The following is a 20,303-nucleotide window of genomic DNA, read 5'->3' on the forward strand; positions in this document are numbered from 1 at the left end:
AAACGGCACCCTCAAACAGGTGCCGTTTCTTCCAGCTCAGCCCCTCAGGCTTCACTTCTCACTGAATACATCCTCCAAGGTTCGCGCATCCAGGATGTTCTCGGCCCATTGTTCCAGCTCTACCGATTTTGCCTTGCGCAAGCGCTCATCCGTCACCGGATCAAGCGGACCGAAACGGCATGTAAGCTGCCGGATCAACACGGCGAGTTCACCTTGTTGCACACCCTCGCTGCGGACGCGTTCGCTCCAGGTCATCATGGTCTGCTTCTCCTGCGGGTACTGTTCGGCAAAAAGCTCACGCTCATTATCGGTAAGCCGGCTGTAGATGTCGATGAAGTCCATGTATTTGAGGCGCTTCTCCATGTCCGGTTCCAGTTCCAGCAGACCCCGGAAAGCCCAGGCGAAGACATCGACCGCAGCCTGTCTCACATAAGCCATGTTGGGCAGATTGAGCCGGGCGACGATGTTGTCACTGTCGCGGAACTGCTCGGCTGGCATCTCGTTCAGAATGCAGAACAGGTAGCGGAACGACAGAAAAGCATGATTCTCGCTACCCAGTTCCAGCCGCTTGCGGATACGCGCGTCTCCGCGCAAGAAAACCACCACGGGCACCACGCGATCGGTCTTGCACAGTTCGGCCAGATCGAGGCAGTAATGGCCGAGCCGGTGGATGGAGAAGCGTGCCGGATCACTTTCCTCTTCCAGCACGAACAGCAACGCCTCCCTGCGACCGTCGGGCCACCAGCAAAGGCACGTCCAGCTCGTGAAAGCGGTCGCCGAGGCGGTTCTTCAGTTGCTCCTGCCGGATCGGCGTAATCCGCACCGATTCGTCGATATGCATCGCTTCGTCCGGAGCAAAGAACGCCAGCGCCTGACGCGGATAGTCGAGGATCAGATTCTTGAAATTCTGGTCGTGACTGTTGGGAGCTGACATGGCGGCACTCCGGCTGGCGATGCCAGGATCATCATCACGCACTCGCTCGATGTCAATATCATTATTGGACGGATGCCCCACAGTGCCTTCGTCTCACCTTCGGCTACAATCAACCGTTTCCGGCAGGTCGTTGACTGCCGCCCGCCCGATGGAAACATCCGGCCCCCACAAACAAAACTGGAGATCACCCATGCCCGGACTGCTGCCCAACGTTGACCCCGATGGCCTGCTCGAATACTCGGTGGTGTTCACCGACCGCTCGCTGAACCACATGTCCCAGGCCTTCCAAGGCGTGATGCGCGACATCTCGGCGACACTGAAGAAGGTCTACAACGCCAGCGCGGTCGCGCTCGTGCCCGGCGGCGGCACCTACGGCATGGAAGCGGTGGCACGCCAGTTCGCCACCGGCAAGAAGACCCTGGTGATCCGCAACGGCTGGTTCAGCTTCCGCTGGACGCAGATTTTCGAGATGGGCGGCATCCCGGCCGAATCGGTGGTGCTCAAGGCCCGCCAGACCGGCAGCGGCCCGCAGGCGCCCTTCGCGCCGGCCCCGATCGACGAAGTCGTCGCCGCCATCCGCCAGCACCGCCCCGACTTGGTCTTTGCGCCGCACGTCGAAACCGCCGCCGGCATGATCCTGCCCGACGACTACCTGCGCGCCGTCGCCGACGCCGTGCATGAACACGGCGGCATGTTCGTGCTCGACTGCATCGCCTCCGGCGCCGCCTGGGTGGACATGCAGGCCTGCGGCATCGACATCCTGATCAGCGCACCGCAAAAAGGCTGGAGCAGCTCGCCCTGCGCCGCGATGGTGATGCTCAATACCACCGCGCGCGAACGCATCGACGCCACCACCAGCACCAGCTTCGCCGCCGACCTGAAGAAGTGGCTGCAGATCATGGAAGCCTACGAGGCCGGCGGCCACGCCTACCACGCCACCCTGCCGACCGACGCGATCGCCGCGCTGCGCGACGTGATGAAGGAAACCGAGGCCTTCGGCTTCGACAAGGCCCGTGACGCGCAATGGGAACTCGGCCGCCGCGTGCGCGCCCTGCTCGAATCGCGCGGCATCCGCAGCGCCGCCGCCGAAGGCTTCCAGGCCCCGGGCGTGGTCGTCAGCTACACCGAAGACGACGGCTTCAAGAGCGGCGCCAAGTTCATCGCCGCCGGCCTGCAGACCGCCGCCGGCGTGCCGCTGCAATGCGACGAACCGGCGGACTTCAAGACTTTCCGCATCGGCCTGTTCGGCCTCGACAAGCTGGGCAACATCGACCGCGCCGTGGGTAATCTGGAGCGGGCGCTCGACGCACTGGGTTGAGGATTCAACAGCCTTCGCCGACCAGCATCAGCGGCCGGCGAAGGCTGTATGACGGCGGGTTCTCAGCCGAAGCAGCCATTGGATACCACCCTGGCAACTGCAGCTGCCGGCCAGAAGCTGCAGTTCGAGGCTCCCAGTCAAATACCACCGGCAAAGCCGGTGGTTTGAGATTGTGAGCGCCTCAAAGGCGCCCATGAAACCGTGAGCCGCCCTTGGCGGCTTACCCCATCTCCAACTTCATCTGGTCGTAGCGCTCATCCTCATCTTCCTGCTTGCGGATCTACGCTCGAACCATGTGCTCATCCAATCCGACCGTCGATACAAAGTAGCCTCTCGCCCAGAAGTGCTCACCGGTGAAGTTCTTCTGACGACCGCCAAACCTGCGTGCGATCTGGATCGCACTCTTTCCCTTCAGGTACTCTTTCATCGTAAATCTCCTTCTCTTGGCAGAGACTAGAAATTCACCCCGACCGTCATAAAGGTCAAACCTTGGTCAGTCCCCCGGCAAAGCCGGGGGCTTACCCTCTATGAGTTAGGCCCCTCCACGCTTCGGCGGCCGAACGTAGAGTTCGACCGGGGACAAGAAATAGGAGCAACAAGAGGAATGCGCACGTACAGTCGGGTCGGCCACCTTTTAGGATGCACCGTTATTCCAACGTCGGCGAAGCCACCAATACGCAAATCTGGTGATTACTCCGTATTTGGTTCAACGTACAAAGGAGACCACGCGCGCGCCAGTGCGCGGAGTCAAACGGTTGCGCGAGTTCGAACCCAAACAGGAGCATCGGTTCACGCACCAATCAGGACGAATTGCTACCATTTGCGAGATCAAAGCGCAACAACCACTGTGCGGGAGTTCCGACGAAGATGGCAATGGGTATCGACTGCCAACCCTATCGGCCATACGCCCTCATGGCCCGCTCGTCGAGGCCATGGTTTGCCCAGTGAACATCAGGGCAACCAAGAGTTGTCTATCCAGACAATGCCAGCTTGGACGGTGCGCGACTTGAGGTCTCGGTAAGACTGACCCGCTCCCCAATAAGCTCGGCCAGTAACTGTCATCGAGCCGTCCGGTGGTCCCAGAAAACGCAGGGTCCTTCTGCCTGCGGCTGTTCCTTGGCGGCTCAAGACGACACCTTTAATCGTCTGCACGGGGCTGCCCTTTCCCGGTGAAAACGTGAGATCAAGCTGAACAGAATGGAAGGCACCTCCGCGCGCCGGATCGTCGCTGATCTGATTCTCGATCGAGAACGTCTGGATCGCTGAACCCGTCGCAGGAAGCAAGTACTTGAATGGATCTGCGCTGGAAAGCACATGGCGCAGTCCCGGGCCAGGCGCAGAACAAACCGAGGCGCAGTTGAGTGAAATTTCCTGCCCCGCGTTGACCCGAACAGGTGAACCAAGGACTCGAATGGAGTCGCCATCAATGAAATAATCAATGTCAACAGGGTGCACGAACGGATTTCGGAGCTTTCCGACGGCTCCCACCAACGAAAGATCTCCGCGAAACAGGCTCAAATTGGTAATCAACGGACTCTGGGGTACGCCGCCATGTCGCCAGCCGATGCTGACGTTCTTTCCGTACGTTTGCGTCAACTCCGCCATCGTCGCGACCAATGACGACTCTGGAATCCGAAGATCGATCGAAAACTCGCCTCCACCTGTTGGCGTAATAGATTGACTGATCAGGCCCGTGAGTTGCAAGTTGGGCGTGTCGAACTGAACATCATCGGAAATTTCCGTAACTTCCCTTGCCACGGGGAATTTCTTCTTCACGTACTCGAGGACACTGAGATCGGTCTGCAGTCGCACCAGAAACCGAAGCCTCACGTTCGCACCCTCTCGATCAGCGAAGCCGATGCGGACGCCGCCGTCCGTCTGAATGAACTGCGTCGAGAAAATATTTGGCAGTACCTGAACACGAAGTGATGCTTGGTCACGCACCAGTGTTGCCGTGAGTGGAGGCGCTCCCGGTCTAGGAATTTCAAGGCGCTCGATGACATAGTTGTTCAACAGCGCTTTTTCGATTTCAAGCAGTGCTTCCACACTCGCTGTAACCCCCGGCTCTCCGATAACAGTCTTAGGAGCCGAAGAGACGAGACTCTTCAAGCTGTTCTACGGTCGTGGCAGCTATGCCGTATTCACGATTGAGCAGATGCGATTTGGCGATGCCCGTCCCAGCCTGCAATGACTTGACGAACCAAGTCGCGACTTCCTTGCCGGGTAACGCACTCAAGAGTTCGTGAAAGGGCTTGACCGTGTCGAATTTCGAAACCTCGAGTTGAAGCGCCCGCGCTACGAGCGCGAACTCAGGCTCGGACCGAAGCCAGGCCTGGTATGAGCCCGTCAACTCACTCCACATAATGCTTGAGGATCCCGAGGCAACGGCTTGCACGGGATTCATTGAAGAAAATGAGCGGGCAATGGCGCGCAAAATCGGGGCGGGCACCGGGGTGTTGCTCGTCGCACCGCCCGAGATATCTTTCAAAAGAGCATCGATGTAGCCCGGAGAGTATTCAACTCGATTGGTAAAAACATGGACATTGCCGCGTTGACCATCAAACAGTGTGGCACCAAACGGGTTTACGCGTGCGCCATCTCGCTGAATAGAAAATGGCGCAGTCAAGCCATTCCCATCAGTGCGAACTCCGCTGACGACGATCGTTTCTGCGGCGATGTACACGTCTCCGGCCCTGGTGTTTTCGGCCGAGCCGGGCGAATACACGCCGTCCATCAGGAACGACGTGGCGGGCCCAATCTTGATCTCTCTGGCTAGAAAAACGATGTCAGATGTGCGCTGATAACCCTCGCGCGAGGGCATGAATGTCTGATCGGACAGATCCAGCCTATCGCCGACGAACATCACGGTCTTCACGTGGCGACCGTTGACATTGGAGTCTGCGATCTTGATGCGATCGTAGTTCTCGACGAGCCGAACAGGCCCTTCGAGTGCGCCTACGGTCTGCGCGTGTACATCGGAGGCGACAAGGAAGCCAAGGAGCAAAACAGCGAAAACCTTTGTGCCGCGTCCGCAGAACATGAACCCGCCCATAACCCCCCTTGTATATTAGATGTTGATACACCACACTGGGAACCATACCATGCCGCTAGGGAGGACGTATGTTATTACTAAGGCGTTGGATTGTCCCGGCTCTGCTCGCATCCGGCACTGCTATGAGCACTGGCGCAAACGCGCAGGCGAGTCTTGCGGCAGAGAACATCATCGATTCCGTCGCGTTCCAGTATCAGGACGCGACAGGTTCGCTGCAGGAGGTCAAAGTCACGGTGGTAAGAGACGCGCGCGAGGCCAATCAATGGTATTACGTGCCCAGTTCTCCGGTTCTTGTATCGACCAACGTCGGCAGCTCCGCGGTCCCAGTGTTTTCGCTGCTCCAATACGACTATCGGGACAGCACGAACACTCAAACGATCAAGCGGGCGGGGCTGCTGAATTTCGCAGTGCGGCTCTCACTGCCGCCTGAAGCCACGGCAGCACTGCAGAACACTCTCGTCTCGGAAGTGCGTAAGCGACAGGGGCAGATCTCCTCGGACAACGTACGCATTGCGGCTCTGCCCATTATTTCGGCCACAGTCTCGCTGTTCGCCAACGACGGGAACTTGGTCGGGACGGCGGAAGGCACGGGCGTCGCGCCTACGTTCGCGTCGCAGCACATGGCCTTCAGTGTTCCGTTGACGGAGGTTGGTGCACCAGTTTTTGATGCGCTTGTTCGCACACCCACGGGTATCCGCACTGCGGTGCAGTACAAGTATTACGGCCTTACGCCGCCAGCCGGATTCAAGGTAAAGCTCAACTACCGCAATGCGTTCGAGCACTACAGCAAGAACGAGCAGTTTCGAGCACGCGCGAGCTACTACGGTTTGTTTTCGGCGTCGGTCGCTTCTGAGCGGACCTCGATCCGCGAAGAACTGATCCGCTCGGGTGCCATGCAAGTCGAAATCATCGACGGCGCCAATTTCTCGATGGAGAAAGTGGATGCGTATCTTCAGCCGATCTTGAAACGCATCAATGATCAAGTTCTGGAAAACCAACGGCCCCCGGACAAGATCGATCCTGCTCGCGCGTCGCCGGGCTCCACAGAAGGTTATTTTGGCGGGGCCTCCTATTCCGTGGCAATGAAGAGCATGTCGTCCATCCGCACGCTCACTGAAGAAATCGATTTTCGGCAGCAATCGATCGTCGAAAGAGCGACTGTAGCTGAGGGCTTCATTGGCATTGGAAATTACCCGGAGTCCATCAAGTCGCAACTTTTCACCGCGGTTGATGGCGCCGCACAGCGAAGTGCGTATCTCGCGTTTCCAGAAGTCCCGCGCGGCCTCGCCCGGGTCGATCTTTCCGTCGCGTTGCAAGCTAGGGGAGAGACCTTCGCGCAGCGAACGTACGTGTACAAGCGGGATTCAGGATGGAAGGACCTGGCGTCCGGCAAGGATGCTGATCGGATCGGATTCTCTTTGGCATCTGTCGAGCAAAAGTACGGCGCTTCGGCGCCGAATGAAGGCAAGTTCCAGATTACGAAAGTGATTCGATCGGGTCAAGACGCGGTCAGCGTCGTGGAGTCGATTCCGACAAATATCGCGACGCAAGCCGTTGATCTTGAGTCCAGCATTTCAGGAATACGTCTTCGTCCCTCCCAGGTGGTTTTCACGCAGATGGGCGGGGATGTCCGCCGCGTGGTTGCCCGCGTCATCACTGCCAGCAAGAAGAAGGAGTACGTTTTCGAGGCTGTCAACGCGAACGGAACGTGGCAAGCGCCTTTTGACGAATTCTTCTTGCTTCCCCAGTCCGAAGAGGGCAAGAAAGCAGAAGTGCAAGTGGAGACAGTGTTTTCTTCAGGACAGGCAAAGATGAATTCGACCTCGATCACGCTTCACCGCGGTTTCTCGAATGTTTTTCTCGACGACTACAGGTAGCAGCCATGTCGAAGTATTTCCTAATTTGCGCGGCATTGTGTTGTGCTGCTCTTTCGGTGTATGCAGGCAATCTCGATCCGTACATCATGAGTCCAATGCCACATCCATTCTGCGGACTGAATTCGAACTTCCCATCGCCTCCGTCCTTACCTGAGGGTGCGCCGGCCGGCGCCAAGTTGCCAAATGGGATTCCATTCAAGTTTTGCAGGTCATTGATCCCGGGCTTCTCTGCCAACAAGGATCCTTTGCATCCCGGAAAAGATGCATTGATTGGATTGATCGCAGCGATCGGAAATGTTGGATTCGAGGAAAAGGTGACGAAGCCCATGAGCCCTCCTTTGACGTGCAAGATCACGCCGCCGGTCGGATTGGGCCCTATGAATCCGCCGCAAGACAGCAAGCCAGAATGCACTATGTCGGATTTGCAGTCGTTCTTGGACGAATACGAAAGGAAGCCAGAGGTGCGCGATTTCCGCAAGTTCCATTCGCTAGTTGACCGGATGAATTTGGATGACCCCGCCTCTGTAGCAAAGTTAAGGCAGGCGCACTCGGTACTGATCCTTTCGAACGGGAAAGCCACCTTCGGCGAGTTGGTTCAAATATTGGAGTAAGCATGAAGCTTGCCTCAATCATCGGCATATCGCTCCTGGGCTTCTCTTCCTTCCTTGCTTACGCGGTTGACATCACGAATCTTCCAACGCTTACGCTTGATTCGATTTCACTGACAGACGTTCTGGACCAGACAGTTCGCGTCAGTGTTCGCAGCGCTGGCTGCCCTGAAACAGCAATCGAATTAACGAAGGATGAGCTTCTTGCAAAACACTTCGTGTTCAGCTGGAGCACAGCAGCCCTTCTGGTTTTTATGTGAATTTTTGCTGAGAGGTTGGATTGGCCGGTGCGCAATCTAGCGAAATGGCATTTTTATTGTAATTTTGGGCGCGCGCGCCTGCGGAAACGCCCTGCATCGTCTGGCGAGAAGGCACACAGCGCGCGGTCAGCGCAGCAATCGCATCAACTGGTCGGCCGATAGTGCCAGGACACCGAACGAGAGTAGACGTGATTTTGAGCGGACCCACAAGATTCTTCTGCAAGCGTCTGAATATAAAAAGAATTACTGGGCAGGTGATCGAAAATCAATGACGTCCGAGTGTAGCAACCAGGGCAATCGCACCTTTATGTGACAAATTGGTCTTGGAAACCGGAATTTGCCCAAAATTTAAGCAACGATGGGCTCACAAGCATGCTGCGGAAGTCTCTAAGTAGTCGTGGCCCGTGTTCTGAATCCCGTGAAAAGGTCGGTTGTGCCTAAAAATCGTGCATTTTTACCTTTTTTCGAGCCATGCCATATAGGTGCGATTGCCCTGGTGTGGTGGCCCTGACAAGCTGAGCGACATCGACCGCATGATCGGACATCTGGAGCGGCCGCTCGACGCACTGGGTTGAACAATGATGCCCGAGGTCTACGGCCCCGGACGTTGCATGCACTGTAATTCAGCTCATCGTGCTCGGCGAGGCGACTCGTTTTTACCCAGGCATGAAATGAACGCCTTAGTACCGACCGCGAGCACGACGTCTGGTGACTTCGGCTGCGACAGCGGCATCCATTTCACTGAGACTGACCCGCGCGCGGCGAGGCTTGAGACAAGCAGCCACGTCTGCAATCTGGCTGCTGCTCTCCGGGTCTGGCAGTACACTTTCCGACGTTTCTTCCACCAATAGACTTGCCAAGGCAGCCTCATCCATACCCCGTTTCGCTGCCTGTTCACCTACGCGGTCGCAGAAGTCTTGGAATTTTTTGATGGGCATGGCGATATAAGCACTCGTCGTGGATACGTGATCCTGCTTGTTTTACGCGATGCGGTCAATTTAACCGAAGCACTCCAAGGAAGATCTGAGCAATTCGGTTTTTGTTCGCCGCTCCCAAGACAGCGGGAGCCCAGGGGTCTTTGGCGTCAAGGTCTTGCGATTCACTGGATGCCCGCCTTCGCGGGCATGACGGACTTGTTCAGACGTTCCCCAAATTCACCTTCATTACCCCCCCGCCCGCCGCAGCTCCCGCTGCTTCGCCAACACAAACAACACCGGAATCACCGCCAGCGTCAGCACCGTTGACGACACCATGCCGCCCACCATCGGCGCGGCGATGCGGCGCATGACCTCGCTGCCCACCCCGGTGCCCCACATCACCGGCAGCAGGCCGACGACGATGGTCAGCACCGTCATCATCTTCGGCCGCACGCGGCCTGCGGCGCCTTCCATCACTGCAGCGTGCAGTTCGGCGGCCGTGGGTTGGCGGCCTTCGGCGGCGCAGGTGGCGCACACGCGCTGCCATGCGTGGTCGAGATAGATCAGCATGATCACGCCGGTTTCGGCGGCGACGCCGGCCAGGGCGATGAAGCCGACCGCCACCGCGACGCTCATCTGGTAGTCGAGCCACCACATCAGCCAGACGCCGCCGATCAGCGCGAAGGGCACCGACAGCATCACGATCAGGGTTTCGGCCAGGCGGCGGAAGTTCAGGTACAGCAGCACGAAGATCAGCGCCAGCGTCACCGGGCCGACGATGGCAAGCCGTTCGCCGGCGCGCTCCATGTTCTCGAACTGGCCGCTCCAGGTGGCGTAGTAGCCCGGCGGGAACTGGACCTGCTCGGCCACCGCTTGGCGGGCGCGGGCGACGAAGGCGCCGAGGTTGCTCTCGCGGGTGTCCACATACACGTAGGCGGCCAGCATCGCGTTTTCGGTGCGCACCGACGCCGCGCCGCGCACGATGCGCACGTCGGCAAGCTGGCCGAGCGGCACCGCGCCGTTGGCCGTCGGCACCAGCACGCTGGCGGCGACGCGCTGCGGGTCGTCGCGCAGCGCGCGCGGGTAGCGCACGCTGACGTCGTAGCGCTCCAGCCCTTCCACCGTCGTCGTCACCCGTTCGCCGCCGAGCGCGGTGGCGAGCGCCTCCTGCAGGCGGTCGATGGTCAGGCCGTGGCGTGCCAGTTGGTCGCGGCGCGGTTCGATGTCAACGTAGTAGCCGCCGGCGACGCGTTCGGCGTAGGCACTGCTGGTGCCGGGCAGCGCGCGCACTGTGGCTTCGACATCCTTCGCCACCCGTTCCAGGGTTTCCAGGTCCTTGCCGAACACCTTGACGCCCACCGGCGTGCGGATGCCGGTCGACAGCATGTCGATGCGGGCCTTGATCGGCATCGTCCATGAATTGGCCAGGCCGGGGAATTTCAGCGCCGCGTCCATCTCGGCGATCAGCGCATCCACCGTCATGCCCGGGCGCCATTCGGATTCGGGCTTGAGGTTGATGACGGTCTCGAACATTTCCAGCGGCGCCGGGTCGGTCGCGGTGTTGGCACGGCCGGCCTTGCCGTACACCGACTCGACTTCGGGGAAGGTCTTGATGATGCGGTTGGTGGTGGCGAGCAGGCGCCCGGCTTCGGTCACCGACATGCCGGGCAGCGCCGCCGGCATGTAGAAGATCGCACCTTCGTTCAGCGTCGGCATGAATTCGCTGCCGATCTGGCGCGCGGGGATCAGCGTCACGCCCATCGCGACCAGCGCCAGTAGCAGGGTCGTCAGCCTGAAGCGCATCACCAGCGCGATCAGCGGGCGGTAGGCCGCCACCAGCACGCGGTTGATCGGATTGCGGTGCTCCGGCACGATGCGCCCGCGCACGAAGAACAGCATCAGCACCGGCACCAGCGTCACCGACAGCAGCGCCGCGCCGGCCATCGCCAGCGTCTTGGTCCAGGCCAGCGGCGCGAACAGCCGGCCCTCCTGGCCTTCGAGCGTGAACACCGGCAGGAAGGACACGGTGATGATCAGCAGCGAGAAGAACAGCGCCGGCCCCACTTCGCGGCAGGCGCCGATCAGCGTCGCCCGGCGTTGAGCTTCGCTGGCGTCCGCGCCCAGCGTCTCCAACCGCTTGTGGGCGTTCTCGATCATGACGATGGACGCATCGACCATCGCGCCGATGGCGATCGCGATGCCGCCCAGGCTCATGATGTTGGAGCCGATGCCGAGCGCCCTCATGCCGATGAAAGCGACCAGGATGCCCAGCGGCAGAGTCACGATCGCCACCAGCGCGCTGCGCACGTGCAGCAGGAAGACGATGCACACCGCGGCGACGATCAGGCTTTCTTCGAACAGCGTCCAGCTCAGGGTGTCGATCGCGCGCCCGATCAGGGTCGAGCGGTCGTACACCGGCACGATTTCCGCGCCTTCCGGCAGGCCGGCCTGGATTTCGCCGAGCTTGGCCTTGACCGCGTCGATCACGTCCAGCGCATTCTCACCGAAGCGCGCCATGACGATGCCGGACGCCACTTCGCCTTCGCCGTTCAGCTCCGCCAGGCCACGCCGCTCGGCCGGCACCTGCTCGACGCGGCCGACGTCGGCGATGCGCACCGGCGTGCCGTTCCCGGTCTTCAGCACGATGCCGCCGATGTCCTCGATGCCGCGCAGGTAGCCGCGGCCTCGCACCATGTATTCCTTCTCGGCCAGCTCGATGATGCGGCCACCGACGTCGCGGTTCGATTCGCGGATCGCGCGCGTGACGTCGTCGAGGGCGATGCCATAGCCCGCCAGCCGGAAGGGATCGACCGTGACCTGGTATTCGCGCACGAAGCCGCCGACGCTGGCCACCTCGGCCACGCCCTCGGCCTGGGTCAATTGGTAGCGCAGATACCAGTCCTGCAGGCTGCGCGTGTCGGCCAGCGACATGTCCTTGCCGGTGACGGCGTACTGGTAGACCCAGCCCACGCCGGTCGCATCCGGCCCGATCTGCGGCGCCACCCCCTGCGGCAGCCGCGCCGCCGCGGTGCTCAGGTATTCCAGCACCCGCGAGCGCGCCCAGTAGATGTCGGTGCCGTCCTCGAAGATCACATAGACGTAGGACGCGCCGAACATCGAGAAGCCGCGCACCACCCGCGCGCGCGGCACCGCCAGCAGCGAAGTGGTGAGCGGATAGGTGACCTGGTCTTCCACCACCTGCGGCGCCTGGCCGGGGAAGTCGGTATAGACGATGACCTGCACGTCGGACAGGTCGGGCAAGGCGTCGAGCGGCGTGTGCTTGATCGCGTACAGCCCGCCACCGATCAGGAACAGCGTCGCCAGCAGCACCAGAAAGACATTGCGCGCCGAGGCCTCGATTAGGCGGCCCAGCAGACCGCCTTCCGCCCGGTGGAGTTCTTCCTCCGCTCGGCGGCCTCCTTCCGTACCGCCGTCGGCTTCCAGACGGCCGCCAGCGGAATCCCGTGCCGAATCAGTCATGGCGATGCTCCGCCGCGCCCTGTACCGGCGAGGCGCCGACCGGCTCGATGCGGGTGACGACATACTCACCCGGCCCGCGCTCCTCAAAACGGAAGCGGATCGGCGTGCCCGGTACCAGGCCATGCACGAGATCGGGCGATTCGAGGCCGAACTCCATCGTCATCGACGGCCACTTCAGCGCCGGAATCGCTTCGTGGCTCAGCATGACGCTGCCGGTTTCGGCATCGAAATCCTCGAAGCTGCCTTCGGTGTCGTAGGCAGGCGGTGAGCCGGCCTCGCCTTCATCCGCATCGGCGAGATTCGACAGCGCCGCGCGCAGCTGGCTCTCGGAATCGATCAGGAAGCTGGCGGAGACCACGACCCGTTCGCCGTCCTCCGCGCCGTCGAGCACTTCGACGAAATCGCTGCCGCGCACACCCAGGCGCACCGGCCGCGGCGCGAAGCGCCCTTCGCCGAGCGCGACCAGCACCACCTGGCGGTCGCCGTCGTCGATGATGGCCGATGTCGGCACGGCAATACGCAGTGCATCGCTGCCGGTCAGGACTTCGACGCGGGCGAACATGCCGGGCCGTAGCGCGCCGTCCGGGTTGTCCAGCTCCAGCCGCACCTGGGTGCTGCGCGTGGCTGCATCCAGCGTCGGGTACAGATAGGCGACCCGCGCCTCGAAGCTGCGGTCGGGGAAGGCATCGAGCACGAGTTGCGCGGACTGGCCGACCCGCAGTTGCGCGAGATCGCGCTCGAACACGTCGGCGATCACCCACACTTTCGACAGATCCGCGATGCGGAACAGCGCCTCGCCGGCGGCGAAGCGCGCGCCTTCGACCGCGGTCTTCTCGAGCACGATGCCGTTGATCGGCGCGTGCAGGGTCTGGCGCGCCCCTGCCTGACCGGCCACCTGCAGGTTGCGCAGGCGTGAACGTGTCGCTTCGGCCAGGCGCGCGGCAGCTTCGGCCGCCTGCGGATCGGCCGCGCTTTCACGCTGCAGGCGTTCGGCGATGCGCAGTTCCTCGCCCGCCGACTGCAATTCCGGGCTGTAGGTGGAGAACAGCGGCTGGCCACGGCGCACGACGTCGCCGGTCGCCCTGACGTGCAGGTGCTCGATCCAGCCGTCGAAGCGCGGCGCGACGACGGCCTGGGCGCGCTCATCGACTTCGACACGGCCGCTCGCGCGCACCGGCTGCGACAGCGGTCGCTTCTCGACCACCGCGGTTTTCACCCCCAGCGTCTGCACCCGCGCCGGGCTGACTTTCACCACGCCTTCGTCGCCCGGTTCCTCGCCCGCATAGACCGGGATGTAGTCCATGCCCATCGAATCCTTCTTGGGCACCGGCGAAGTGTCAGGCAGGCCCATCGGGTTACGGTAGTACAGGATCTGGCGCCCCTGGCTGTCCGTCTGCGTCCCCGCCGCCCCGCTGGCGTGGCTCGTATGCCCGGCACCGTCATGCACGACCTGCCGGCTACCTGCCCAGTAGCCGCCGCCCGCCGCCAGCGCGCCGAGCACCACCAGCGCGGCAAGCCATCCCGTCCTGTTCACTTGATCTCTCCAGACAATCTCTCGATTTCGCTCAGCGCCAGGCGGGCTTCGACTTCGGCCTGCAGCACCTGCTCGCGCACGGCGATCAACTGCCGCTCAGCCTCGAGCACGCTGTCGAAGTCCACCTGCCCGCCGGCCAGCGCGCTGCGCGCTGCGTCGCGGGTGGCTGCGGCCTGCGGCACCAGACTGTCGCGCAGCAGGCGCAAACCGTCCCGCCCGCCGGTATAGGACGCCCACGCCGCGCCCAATCGGCCGGCGGCTTCATCGGCTGCCGCTTCGCGCCGCGCCTCGGCGGCAGCGAGCATGCGTTCGGCTTCGTATTCGCGAGCACGCCGGCTGCCCTGCTGCAAGGGAATCGTCACCTCGAACATCAGATCCCAGGACGAACGCCCTTCGTCGGGCCGGTTGTGGGTCAGGCCGATGCCGAAGTCCGGCAGGCGGTCGCGACGGGTACGATCCCGCTCGGCATGGGCAAGGCCGACGCCCTCTGCCGCGGCCATCACGGCCGGATTGAGGCTGCGCGCACGCTCGAAGCGGTCGGCCGCATCGCGCAGATCGGGCAGCGGGCCGGGTTCGGCCGGCGCTGCCAGCGGCGCATCGGGCCGGCGCGACAGCAGACCGTTCAGCGCCGCTACCGCGCCACTGCGGGCACGTTCGCGCGCCAGCAGCAGCAAGCGCTGCTCGGTGATCTCGCGCTGCGCGCGCAGCACCGCCTGCTGCGGCAGCAGGCCGAGGCGGTAGCGCGCCAGCGCCAGGGTTTCCAGCTCCTGCATCAGCGCCAGCGCATGACGCGCCAGCCCGAGTTCGCGGTCGGCTGCGTAATAGCGCAGCCAGGCGGCCTCGATCGCGGCCACGCGCTCGCTCCAGCCGGCATCGCGCACCGCGCCGGCCTGCCGCGCTCTCGCCTCGGCCGCCTTCACATCCAGATCGCGCTTGCCCCAGGCCGGCAGCGGCTGCACGATGCGGTAGCGCGTCTCGCCGACACGCTCCGGCAGCAGCGAAGCCGAGCGGCCGTTCATGGTGTTGGTGAAGTCCATCAGTTCGAGTTCGAAGCGCGGATCGGGCAAGGCTCCGGCCGCCTCGATGCGCGCCTGCGCTGCCTCGACTTCGGCGCGGTCGGCCGCATAGGCCGGGCTGTGCTCGCGCGCATAGTCGATCAGCCCGCGCGGCTCCGCGCCCAGGCCGGCTTCGTTCCCCGCACCAGTGTCTGCACTCAGCGCCGCCCCCGGCAACACAAGCGCCGTCACGGCCAGGCAGGCTGCGGCGCCGGCACGCAGGCCGGCCAGGACACGGGTAAACGCAGGCTTGCGAAGCCGGTTCATTGCAGACTCCGAACATGTCGAGCGCGGGCAGCCGGGCCACGAGAGTCCAGGCCGCAAGGGAGCGGACAGTGCTGCAGCTCAAGCATCTGGATGAAGTCGAACCCGGACATGGCGAAACCTCAGCGCAAGGGCTCCAGCTCGATCACGACGAGCTTGCCGTCGACCTTGTCGGCGATGAAGCGCACGCGATCGCCCGCCTTCAGACCTTCGAGCATTGCCGCATCGGTGACACCGAACACCATCGTCATCGGCTGCATGTCCAGCCGCGGCAGAGGGCCGTGGGCAATCGTGATCCTGCCGCCGGCGGCATCCACCTTGCGCACCGTGCCTTCGGAATGGTCGTCTGCCTGCTCGACGGCTGCCGCGCCGTGGCCGCCGTGGTGATCGTGCCCGCTCTGGGCCAGCGCGACGGCGGGCGCGGCCAGGATCAGCGCCGAGGCCAGCAGGGAAATTCGCAGCGAAGGAATGCGAAGCGCCTTGTCCATGTCTCTCTCTCCGTTGGATTGGGGATGAGCCGATGGTGCCCCGCCACCCCCGTCGACAAACTGACGCCAGGATTACATCTCTGTAATCTGCGGCCCGCGCGCCGCCGCACAGGGCACAATGCGCTTCAGTTCCAGCAACACGGCAAACCCGGCTCCACCCTGCCCCGATGAAGATCCTGATCGTCGAAGACGAACCCAAGACCGGCGATTACCTGCGCCAAGGTTTGGCCGAAGCGGGCTTCGTCGTCGACCTCGCCCGCAACGGGCCGGACGGCCTGCACCTGGCGCTCAGCGGCGACTACGACCTCGTCGTGCTCGACGTCATGCTGCCAGGGCTGGACGGCTGGGGTGTGCTGCAGACGCTGCGCAGCGGCGGGCGCGAGATGCCGGTGCTGTTCCTGACCGCGCGCGACAGCGTCGAGGACCGCGTGCGCGGCCTCGAACTCGGCGCCGACGACTACCTGGTCAAGCCCTTCGCCTTTTCCGAACTGCTCGCCCGCGTGCGCACCCTGCTGCGCCGCAGCCGCGGCAAGGAACCCGAAGTGCTGCGCGCCGCCGACCTCGAACTCGACCTGCTGCGCCGCCGCGCCCAGCGCGCCGGCCAGCGCATCGAGCTGACCGCCAAGGAATTCGCCCTGCTCGAACTGCTGCTGCGCCGCCGCGGCGAGGTGCTGCCGCGTTCGCTGATCGCCTCGCAGGTGTGGGACATGAATTTCGACAGCGACACCAACGTCGTCGAAGTCGCCGTGCGCCGCCTGCGCGCCAAGGTAGACGACGCCTTCGAACCGAAGCTGATCCGCACCGTGCGCGGCATGGGCTACGTCTGCGACGCGGGCGAGGCCGGCGATGCGGGCAATCCGGCGGAGCGCTGAACGATGCCGCTGTCGCTGACCGCCCGCCTCGCCCTGCTGTTCGCGCTGCTCACCGCCGGCCTGCTGATCGTGGTCGGCATCCTGCTCGGGCGCGCGGTCGAACACCACTTCGACGAACTCGACGCCCACGAACTGGCGGCCAAGCTGACCCTCGTCGGCAACCTGATCCGCGAAGGCGGCACCGAACCGGAACAGCATCTCGACGCCGCCTTCGCCGGCCAGGACACCGTCGGCCTGCTGCTGCGGGCGAGCGACGGCAGCGTGCTGCACGCAATCCAGCCCCGGGCCTTCACCGACGCACAACGCGCAGGCGCCGCGCTGAACGCGCGCGGCGAAACCTGGCACGAAGCCGGACGGGAATTCATCGGTCGCGAGATCGAGCTGGCGCCGGCCGACACCGACGGCGAGCCGCTGCGCGTCGCAGTGGCGCTGGACATCTCCCACCACGCGCACTTCCTCGACGACGTGCGGCGCGGATTGTGGCTCGGCATCTCGGCCGCGGCACTGGTCGCCGCGCTGCTCGGCTGGCTGGCCGCCCACCGCGGCCTGGCACCGCTGCGGCGGGTGACGAGCACCGCCCGCCGCTTGTCGGCCGACGGCCTGTCGCTGCGGCTGGACGAAGCCGGCGCGCCGGCCGAAGTGCGCGACTTCGTCGACGCCTTCAACGGCATGCTGGCGCGGCTCGAAGCCTCCTTCACCCGGCTGTCGGACTTCTCCGCCGACATCGCCCACGAACTGCGCACGCCGATCTCCAACCTGATGACGCAGACCGAAGTGGCGCTGTCGCGCGCGCGCAGCAGCGAGGCCTACCGCGAAGTGCTGGCCTCGAACCTGGAAGAGTTCGAGCGCATCGCCCGCATGGTCGGCGACATGCTGTTCCTCGCCCAGGCCGAGAACGGCCGCCTGCCGCGCCCGGTCGAGACCGTGCAGCTCGACGACGAGGCGCGTGCGCTGATCGAGTTCTACGAAGCGCTGGCCGAAGACCGCGGCGTGAACATCACGCTGGCCGGCCAGGCGCGTGTCACCGGCGACAGGCTGATGCTGCGGCGCGCGCTGTCCAACCTGCTGTCCAACGCCCTGCGCCACACGCCGGCCGGCAGCAGCATCGGCATCGCCATCGATAGCGACATCGGCGACGCGAACGAAGCCCCGGATGGCATGGTCACGCTGTCCGTCTCCAACCCCGGCGAAACCATCCCGCCCGACCAGTTGGAGCGCATCTTCGACCGCTTCCACCGCGCCAATAGCGAACATACCCGCAAGGGCGAAGGCGCCGGCCTCGGGCTGGCGATCACCCGCTCCATCGTGCTCGCCCACGGCGGCAACATCCGCGCCGCCTCGGCCGACGGCCAGACCCGCTTCACCCTCACGCTGCCGCGCGCCACCGCGGCGGGCGGCGTCTCCCCCTCTCACACAGGAGTTGCACCATGAACCCCGTCCGTTCCTCCCTGATCGCCCTGATCGGCGCCGCCGTACTCGGCCTGGGCGCCACCGGCATCGCTGCCGCAGCCGACGACGAAGTCACGATGTTCAAGGACCCGTACTGCGGCTGTTGCGGCAAGTGGGCCGAGCACATGCGCGAACACGGCTTCAAGGTGAAGGAAGTCATCTCGCAGGAGATGGACCAGATCAAGCACCAGGCCGGCGTGCCGCGCGCGCTGGGCTCCTGCCACACCGCCAAGGTCGGCAACTACATCGTCGAAGGCCACGTGCCGGCCGCCGACGTCAAGCGCATGCTGAGCGAAAAACCCGCCATCACCGGCATCTCGGCACCGGGCATGCCGATGGGCTCGCCCGGCATGGAAGGCCCCTACCCGGCTGATCGCTATGATGTGGTGAGCTTCGATGCCGAGGGCAAGACGGCCGTGTTTGCCAGCCACTGAGCACGGCTCGCGAGGCGGCCTCGCCGGACACTAGGTAGCCGGATCATCGCTAGGTGACCTGCCTGTACGTTCCGGAACGTTCCGCCTCATAAGCCTCCATGTTGGCCAGACTGAGCCGCAGCAGGGGGGCAGATACGTCTGCCGCCCGTGCACGAATCAGCATGTCGCCGATGATGTGCTCGTGCTCCGTCCTTCCGTTTCGTGCCATGTCGCGCAACATCGACGCCGTTCCCGTCGAGCCGCGTTCGGTCAAGGCGGATGTCATCTGCGTCATTGCATCAGGGCGCGGCGCATAACCGCAGGCCGAGGCCGTTGCGGTGCACTCCCCCAGCATCTCGCGCATGATTGCTTCACCTTCGGCCGACGCCAGAATTGCGCCGATCGGTGCGCGCATCAATGTCGTCATGCCGGCATAGGTGGCCAGGAAGGTGAACTTCTCCCACATCTCCTGCATGATGGCCGTGCTCAGGATCGGCGAGAATCCACCGCGCTCCAGGACCTCGTGCAAGGCTCTGGCCGCCTCATCCTGCCCGGCCGTTCGAGCGCCGATGACGAAACGTTGCAGGGAATTGAGGTGCTGGATTTCTCCAGCCTCGTTCATGGTCACGCCGATGTGACATAAGCCGCCCAGGACCCGCTCTCGACCAAATCGCGCATCGAGAATATCGAGTTGGCGAACGCCATTGAGCAGCGGCAGGATCACCGTGGATGGTCCGGCCGCCGGCGCGATGCTCTCCATCGCCCCCGCCAGATCGTATGCCTTGCAGGCCAGCAGCAAGGCGTCGAACGGTGAATCCGCCTCCGTCAGCACCTGGACGGGCACACGAAGATCGCCAAGCGGACTGTTGATGGCCAGCCCTTGCCGCACCAGAGATCGAGCACGCAACGGCCTGACCAGGAAGCTGACGTCAACGCCGGCTGCGGCCAGCTTCCCGCCGAAGTAAGCACCGATGCCGCCCGCTCCCAATACAAGTATCCTCATGGCGCCTCTCCTTGGGCTTTCTATTCTCTACTATAGTAGAGTTTACAGACAACGCAAGGCAGCAACGCGTTGCCAAAGAACGTGGCAACAGATAAAGCCCAGACGGTCAGAAGCGGAAACACATTGGCACAGCAGACAAAACCATCGGACACGCGTTGTCCATCGTCCGCCGGCGCAACCCATCTGGCAGGCAACCTGCGGCGCATGCGGCGGGACGCCAAGCTGACCTCGGATCAGCTTGCCGAGCTGTCAGGCGTCAGCCGGGCGATGATCTCGAAGATCGAGCGAGGTGTCTCGGTACCGACCGCGACCGTGCTTGGCAAACTTGCGGCGGCCCTGGAGGTCAGCCTTTCCCAGTTGCTCGGGTCACCGCGTCCCCGCACCCCCAGACTGACGAAGCTGAACGAACAAGCCGTATTCCGCGATCCAGAAACAGGCTTCGAACGCCGCTCGATTTCTCCCGTGCTCGAAGATGGCGGTGTGGACCTCGCCTTCAATGTCTTGCCCGCCAAGCGCTCGGTACGCTTCCCTGCCCATCATGGAGGCGTGGAAGAACATCTTTATGTCCATGAGGGCACACTGACCGTGATCCTGGACGAGACACCGTTCGTCGTCTCGGCTGGAGACACCCTGTTCTTCCCGTCCGATTGCATCCACGAGTTCCGCAACGAAACCGACGAGCCCACGAGATTTTTGATCGTCATCGACGATCGTTCCAAGCGATAGCGGCAACTCGGGTTCGGTATCAGCAAATACTTGATGTAGAAGGCGGTCCAAGG

General features: G+C 63.2%; 17 protein-coding genes and 1 pseudogene. 8 read left to right on the forward strand and 10 right to left on the reverse strand.

The window, feature by feature from the left end:
* Positions 1–51: 51 nt before the first annotated feature.
* Positions 52–708, reverse strand: a complete 657-nt coding sequence (locus QM748_RS07495; protein WP_415248037.1) for a DUF4351 domain-containing protein — start codon at positions 706–708, stop codon at positions 52–54.
* Positions 689–934 (reverse strand): hypothetical protein, encoded by a 246-nt coding sequence (locus QM748_RS07500; RefSeq protein WP_415246380.1) that lies wholly within the window; start codon positions 932–934, stop codon positions 689–691. The genes QM748_RS07495 and QM748_RS07500 overlap by 20 nt, the downstream gene beginning before the upstream one ends.
* Before the next feature lie 190 nt (positions 935–1,124).
* Here QM748_RS07500 and QM748_RS07505 point away from each other — a divergent pair, with 190 nt between their 5' ends.
* The gene (locus tag QM748_RS07505) at positions 1,125–2,252 is read left to right on the forward strand and encodes an aminotransferase class V-fold PLP-dependent enzyme (RefSeq protein ID WP_415246381.1); all 1,128 of its coding nucleotides are present in this window, start codon (positions 1,125–1,127) and stop codon (positions 2,250–2,252) included.
* 280 nt (positions 2,253–2,532) lie between these two features.
* On the opposite strand, the pseudogene QM748_RS07510 reads toward QM748_RS07505, so the two are convergent.
* The 3 genes and pseudogenes from QM748_RS07510 to QM748_RS07520 form a co-directional block, all read right to left on the reverse strand.
* A pseudogene (locus QM748_RS07510) lies at positions 2,533–2,670 on the reverse strand (transposase); the annotation flags it as partial.
* A 533-nt stretch (positions 2,671–3,203) separates the two neighbouring features.
* On the reverse strand, positions 3,204–4,298 hold the full coding sequence (locus QM748_RS07515) for a hypothetical protein (protein ID WP_415246382.1): 1,095 nt from the start codon (positions 4,296–4,298) through the stop codon (positions 3,204–3,206).
* A 34-nt stretch (positions 4,299–4,332) separates the two neighbouring features.
* Positions 4,333–5,304, reverse strand: a complete 972-nt coding sequence (locus tag QM748_RS07520; RefSeq protein WP_415246383.1) for a hypothetical protein — start codon at positions 5,302–5,304, stop codon at positions 4,333–4,335.
* Between the two features lie 122 nt (positions 5,305–5,426).
* Here QM748_RS07520 and QM748_RS07525 point away from each other — a divergent pair, with 122 nt between their 5' ends.
* From QM748_RS07525 to QM748_RS07535, 3 genes are read left to right on the forward strand one after another with little or no spacing between them, the layout of a single operon-like run.
* A complete protein-coding gene (locus QM748_RS07525) occupies positions 5,427–7,181 on the forward strand; it encodes a hypothetical protein (RefSeq protein WP_415246384.1) in 1,755 nt (584 codons plus the stop codon).
* Positions 7,182–7,186: 5 nt separating this feature from the next.
* Positions 7,187–7,792, forward strand: coding sequence for a hypothetical protein (locus tag QM748_RS07530; protein WP_415246385.1), 606 nt, complete (start codon positions 7,187–7,189; stop codon positions 7,790–7,792).
* A gap of 2 nt (positions 7,793–7,794) precedes the next feature.
* Positions 7,795–8,049, forward strand: coding sequence for a hypothetical protein (locus tag QM748_RS07535; RefSeq protein WP_415246386.1), 255 nt, complete (start codon positions 7,795–7,797; stop codon positions 8,047–8,049).
* 1,163 nt (positions 8,050–9,212) lie between these two features.
* Here the strand turns inward: QM748_RS07535 and QM748_RS07540 are convergent.
* The 4 genes from QM748_RS07540 to QM748_RS07555 all read right to left on the reverse strand — a co-directional run bounded on the left by QM748_RS07540 (position 9,213) and on the right by QM748_RS07555 (position 15,787).
* Positions 9,213–12,446, reverse strand: coding sequence for an efflux RND transporter permease subunit (locus QM748_RS07540; protein ID WP_415246387.1), 3,234 nt, complete (start codon positions 12,444–12,446; stop codon positions 9,213–9,215).
* Positions 12,439–13,980, reverse strand: a complete 1,542-nt coding sequence (locus tag QM748_RS07545) for an efflux RND transporter periplasmic adaptor subunit (protein ID WP_415246388.1) — start codon at positions 13,978–13,980, stop codon at positions 12,439–12,441. Before QM748_RS07545 ends, QM748_RS07540 begins: the two co-directional genes overlap by 8 nt.
* Positions 13,977–15,302, reverse strand: coding sequence for a TolC family protein (locus QM748_RS07550; protein WP_415246389.1), 1,326 nt, complete (start codon positions 15,300–15,302; stop codon positions 13,977–13,979). The genes QM748_RS07545 and QM748_RS07550 overlap by 4 nt, the downstream gene beginning before the upstream one ends.
* Positions 15,303–15,421: 119 nt before the next feature.
* Positions 15,422–15,787 (reverse strand): copper-binding protein, encoded by a 366-nt coding sequence (locus QM748_RS07555; RefSeq protein ID WP_415246390.1) that lies wholly within the window; start codon positions 15,785–15,787, stop codon positions 15,422–15,424.
* Positions 15,788–15,954: 167 nt separating this feature from the next.
* Between QM748_RS07555 and QM748_RS07560 the strand changes: the two genes are divergently transcribed.
* The 3 genes from QM748_RS07560 to QM748_RS07570 are packed head-to-tail and all read left to right on the forward strand — an operon-like array spanning position 15,955 to position 18,542.
* Positions 15,955–16,659, forward strand: a complete 705-nt coding sequence (locus QM748_RS07560; RefSeq protein WP_415246391.1) for a heavy metal response regulator transcription factor — start codon at positions 15,955–15,957, stop codon at positions 16,657–16,659.
* A 3-nt stretch (positions 16,660–16,662) separates the two neighbouring features.
* Positions 16,663–18,090 (forward strand): heavy metal sensor histidine kinase, encoded by a 1,428-nt coding sequence (locus QM748_RS07565; protein WP_415246392.1) that lies wholly within the window; start codon positions 16,663–16,665, stop codon positions 18,088–18,090.
* Positions 18,087–18,542 (forward strand): DUF411 domain-containing protein, encoded by a 456-nt coding sequence (locus QM748_RS07570; RefSeq protein WP_415246393.1) that lies wholly within the window; start codon positions 18,087–18,089, stop codon positions 18,540–18,542. The genes QM748_RS07565 and QM748_RS07570 overlap by 4 nt, the downstream gene beginning before the upstream one ends.
* A 49-nt stretch (positions 18,543–18,591) precedes the next feature.
* Here the strand turns inward: QM748_RS07570 and QM748_RS07575 are convergent, their stop codons facing one another.
* Complete coding sequence (locus QM748_RS07575) at positions 18,592–19,524, reverse strand: ketopantoate reductase family protein (RefSeq protein WP_415246394.1); 933 nt, start codon at positions 19,522–19,524, stop codon at positions 18,592–18,594.
* Between the two features lie 123 nt (positions 19,525–19,647).
* Here QM748_RS07575 and QM748_RS07580 point away from each other — a divergent pair, with 123 nt between their 5' ends.
* The gene (locus tag QM748_RS07580; RefSeq protein ID WP_415246395.1) at positions 19,648–20,250 is read left to right on the forward strand and encodes a helix-turn-helix domain-containing protein; all 603 of its coding nucleotides are present in this window, start codon (positions 19,648–19,650) and stop codon (positions 20,248–20,250) included.
* Positions 20,251–20,303 lie beyond the last annotated feature (53 nt).

It is taken from the genome of Thauera sp., assembly GCF_047601425.1.
Classification (GTDB): domain Bacteria; phylum Pseudomonadota; class Gammaproteobacteria; order Burkholderiales; family Rhodocyclaceae; genus Thauera.

Coding starts and splice junctions, on each gene's coding strand:
- QM748_RS07500 (WP_415246380.1), bottom strand. CDS start 934: ATGTCAGCTCCCAACAGTCACGACCAGAATTTCAAGAATCTGATCCTC.
- QM748_RS07505 (WP_415246381.1), top strand. CDS start 1,125: ATGCCCGGACTGCTGCCCAACGTTGACCCCGATGGCCTGCTCGAATAC.
- QM748_RS07520 (WP_415246383.1), bottom strand. CDS start 5,304: ATGGGCGGGTTCATGTTCTGCGGACGCGGCACAAAGGTTTTCGCTGTT.
- QM748_RS07525 (WP_415246384.1), top strand. CDS start 5,427: ATGAGCACTGGCGCAAACGCGCAGGCGAGTCTTGCGGCAGAGAACATC.
- QM748_RS07530 (WP_415246385.1), top strand. CDS start 7,187: ATGTCGAAGTATTTCCTAATTTGCGCGGCATTGTGTTGTGCTGCTCTT.
- QM748_RS07535 (WP_415246386.1), top strand. CDS start 7,795: ATGAAGCTTGCCTCAATCATCGGCATATCGCTCCTGGGCTTCTCTTCC.
- QM748_RS07540 (WP_415246387.1), bottom strand. CDS start 12,446: ATGACTGATTCGGCACGGGATTCCGCTGGCGGCCGTCTGGAAGCCGAC.
- QM748_RS07550 (WP_415246389.1), bottom strand. CDS start 15,302: ATGAACCGGCTTCGCAAGCCTGCGTTTACCCGTGTCCTGGCCGGCCTG.
- QM748_RS07555 (WP_415246390.1), bottom strand. CDS start 15,787: ATGGACAAGGCGCTTCGCATTCCTTCGCTGCGAATTTCCCTGCTGGCC.
- QM748_RS07560 (WP_415246391.1), top strand. CDS start 15,955: ATGAAGATCCTGATCGTCGAAGACGAACCCAAGACCGGCGATTACCTG.
- QM748_RS07565 (WP_415246392.1), top strand. CDS start 16,663: ATGCCGCTGTCGCTGACCGCCCGCCTCGCCCTGCTGTTCGCGCTGCTC.
- QM748_RS07570 (WP_415246393.1), top strand. CDS start 18,087: ATGAACCCCGTCCGTTCCTCCCTGATCGCCCTGATCGGCGCCGCCGTA.
- QM748_RS07575 (WP_415246394.1), bottom strand. CDS start 19,524: ATGAGGATACTTGTATTGGGAGCGGGCGGCATCGGTGCTTACTTCGGC.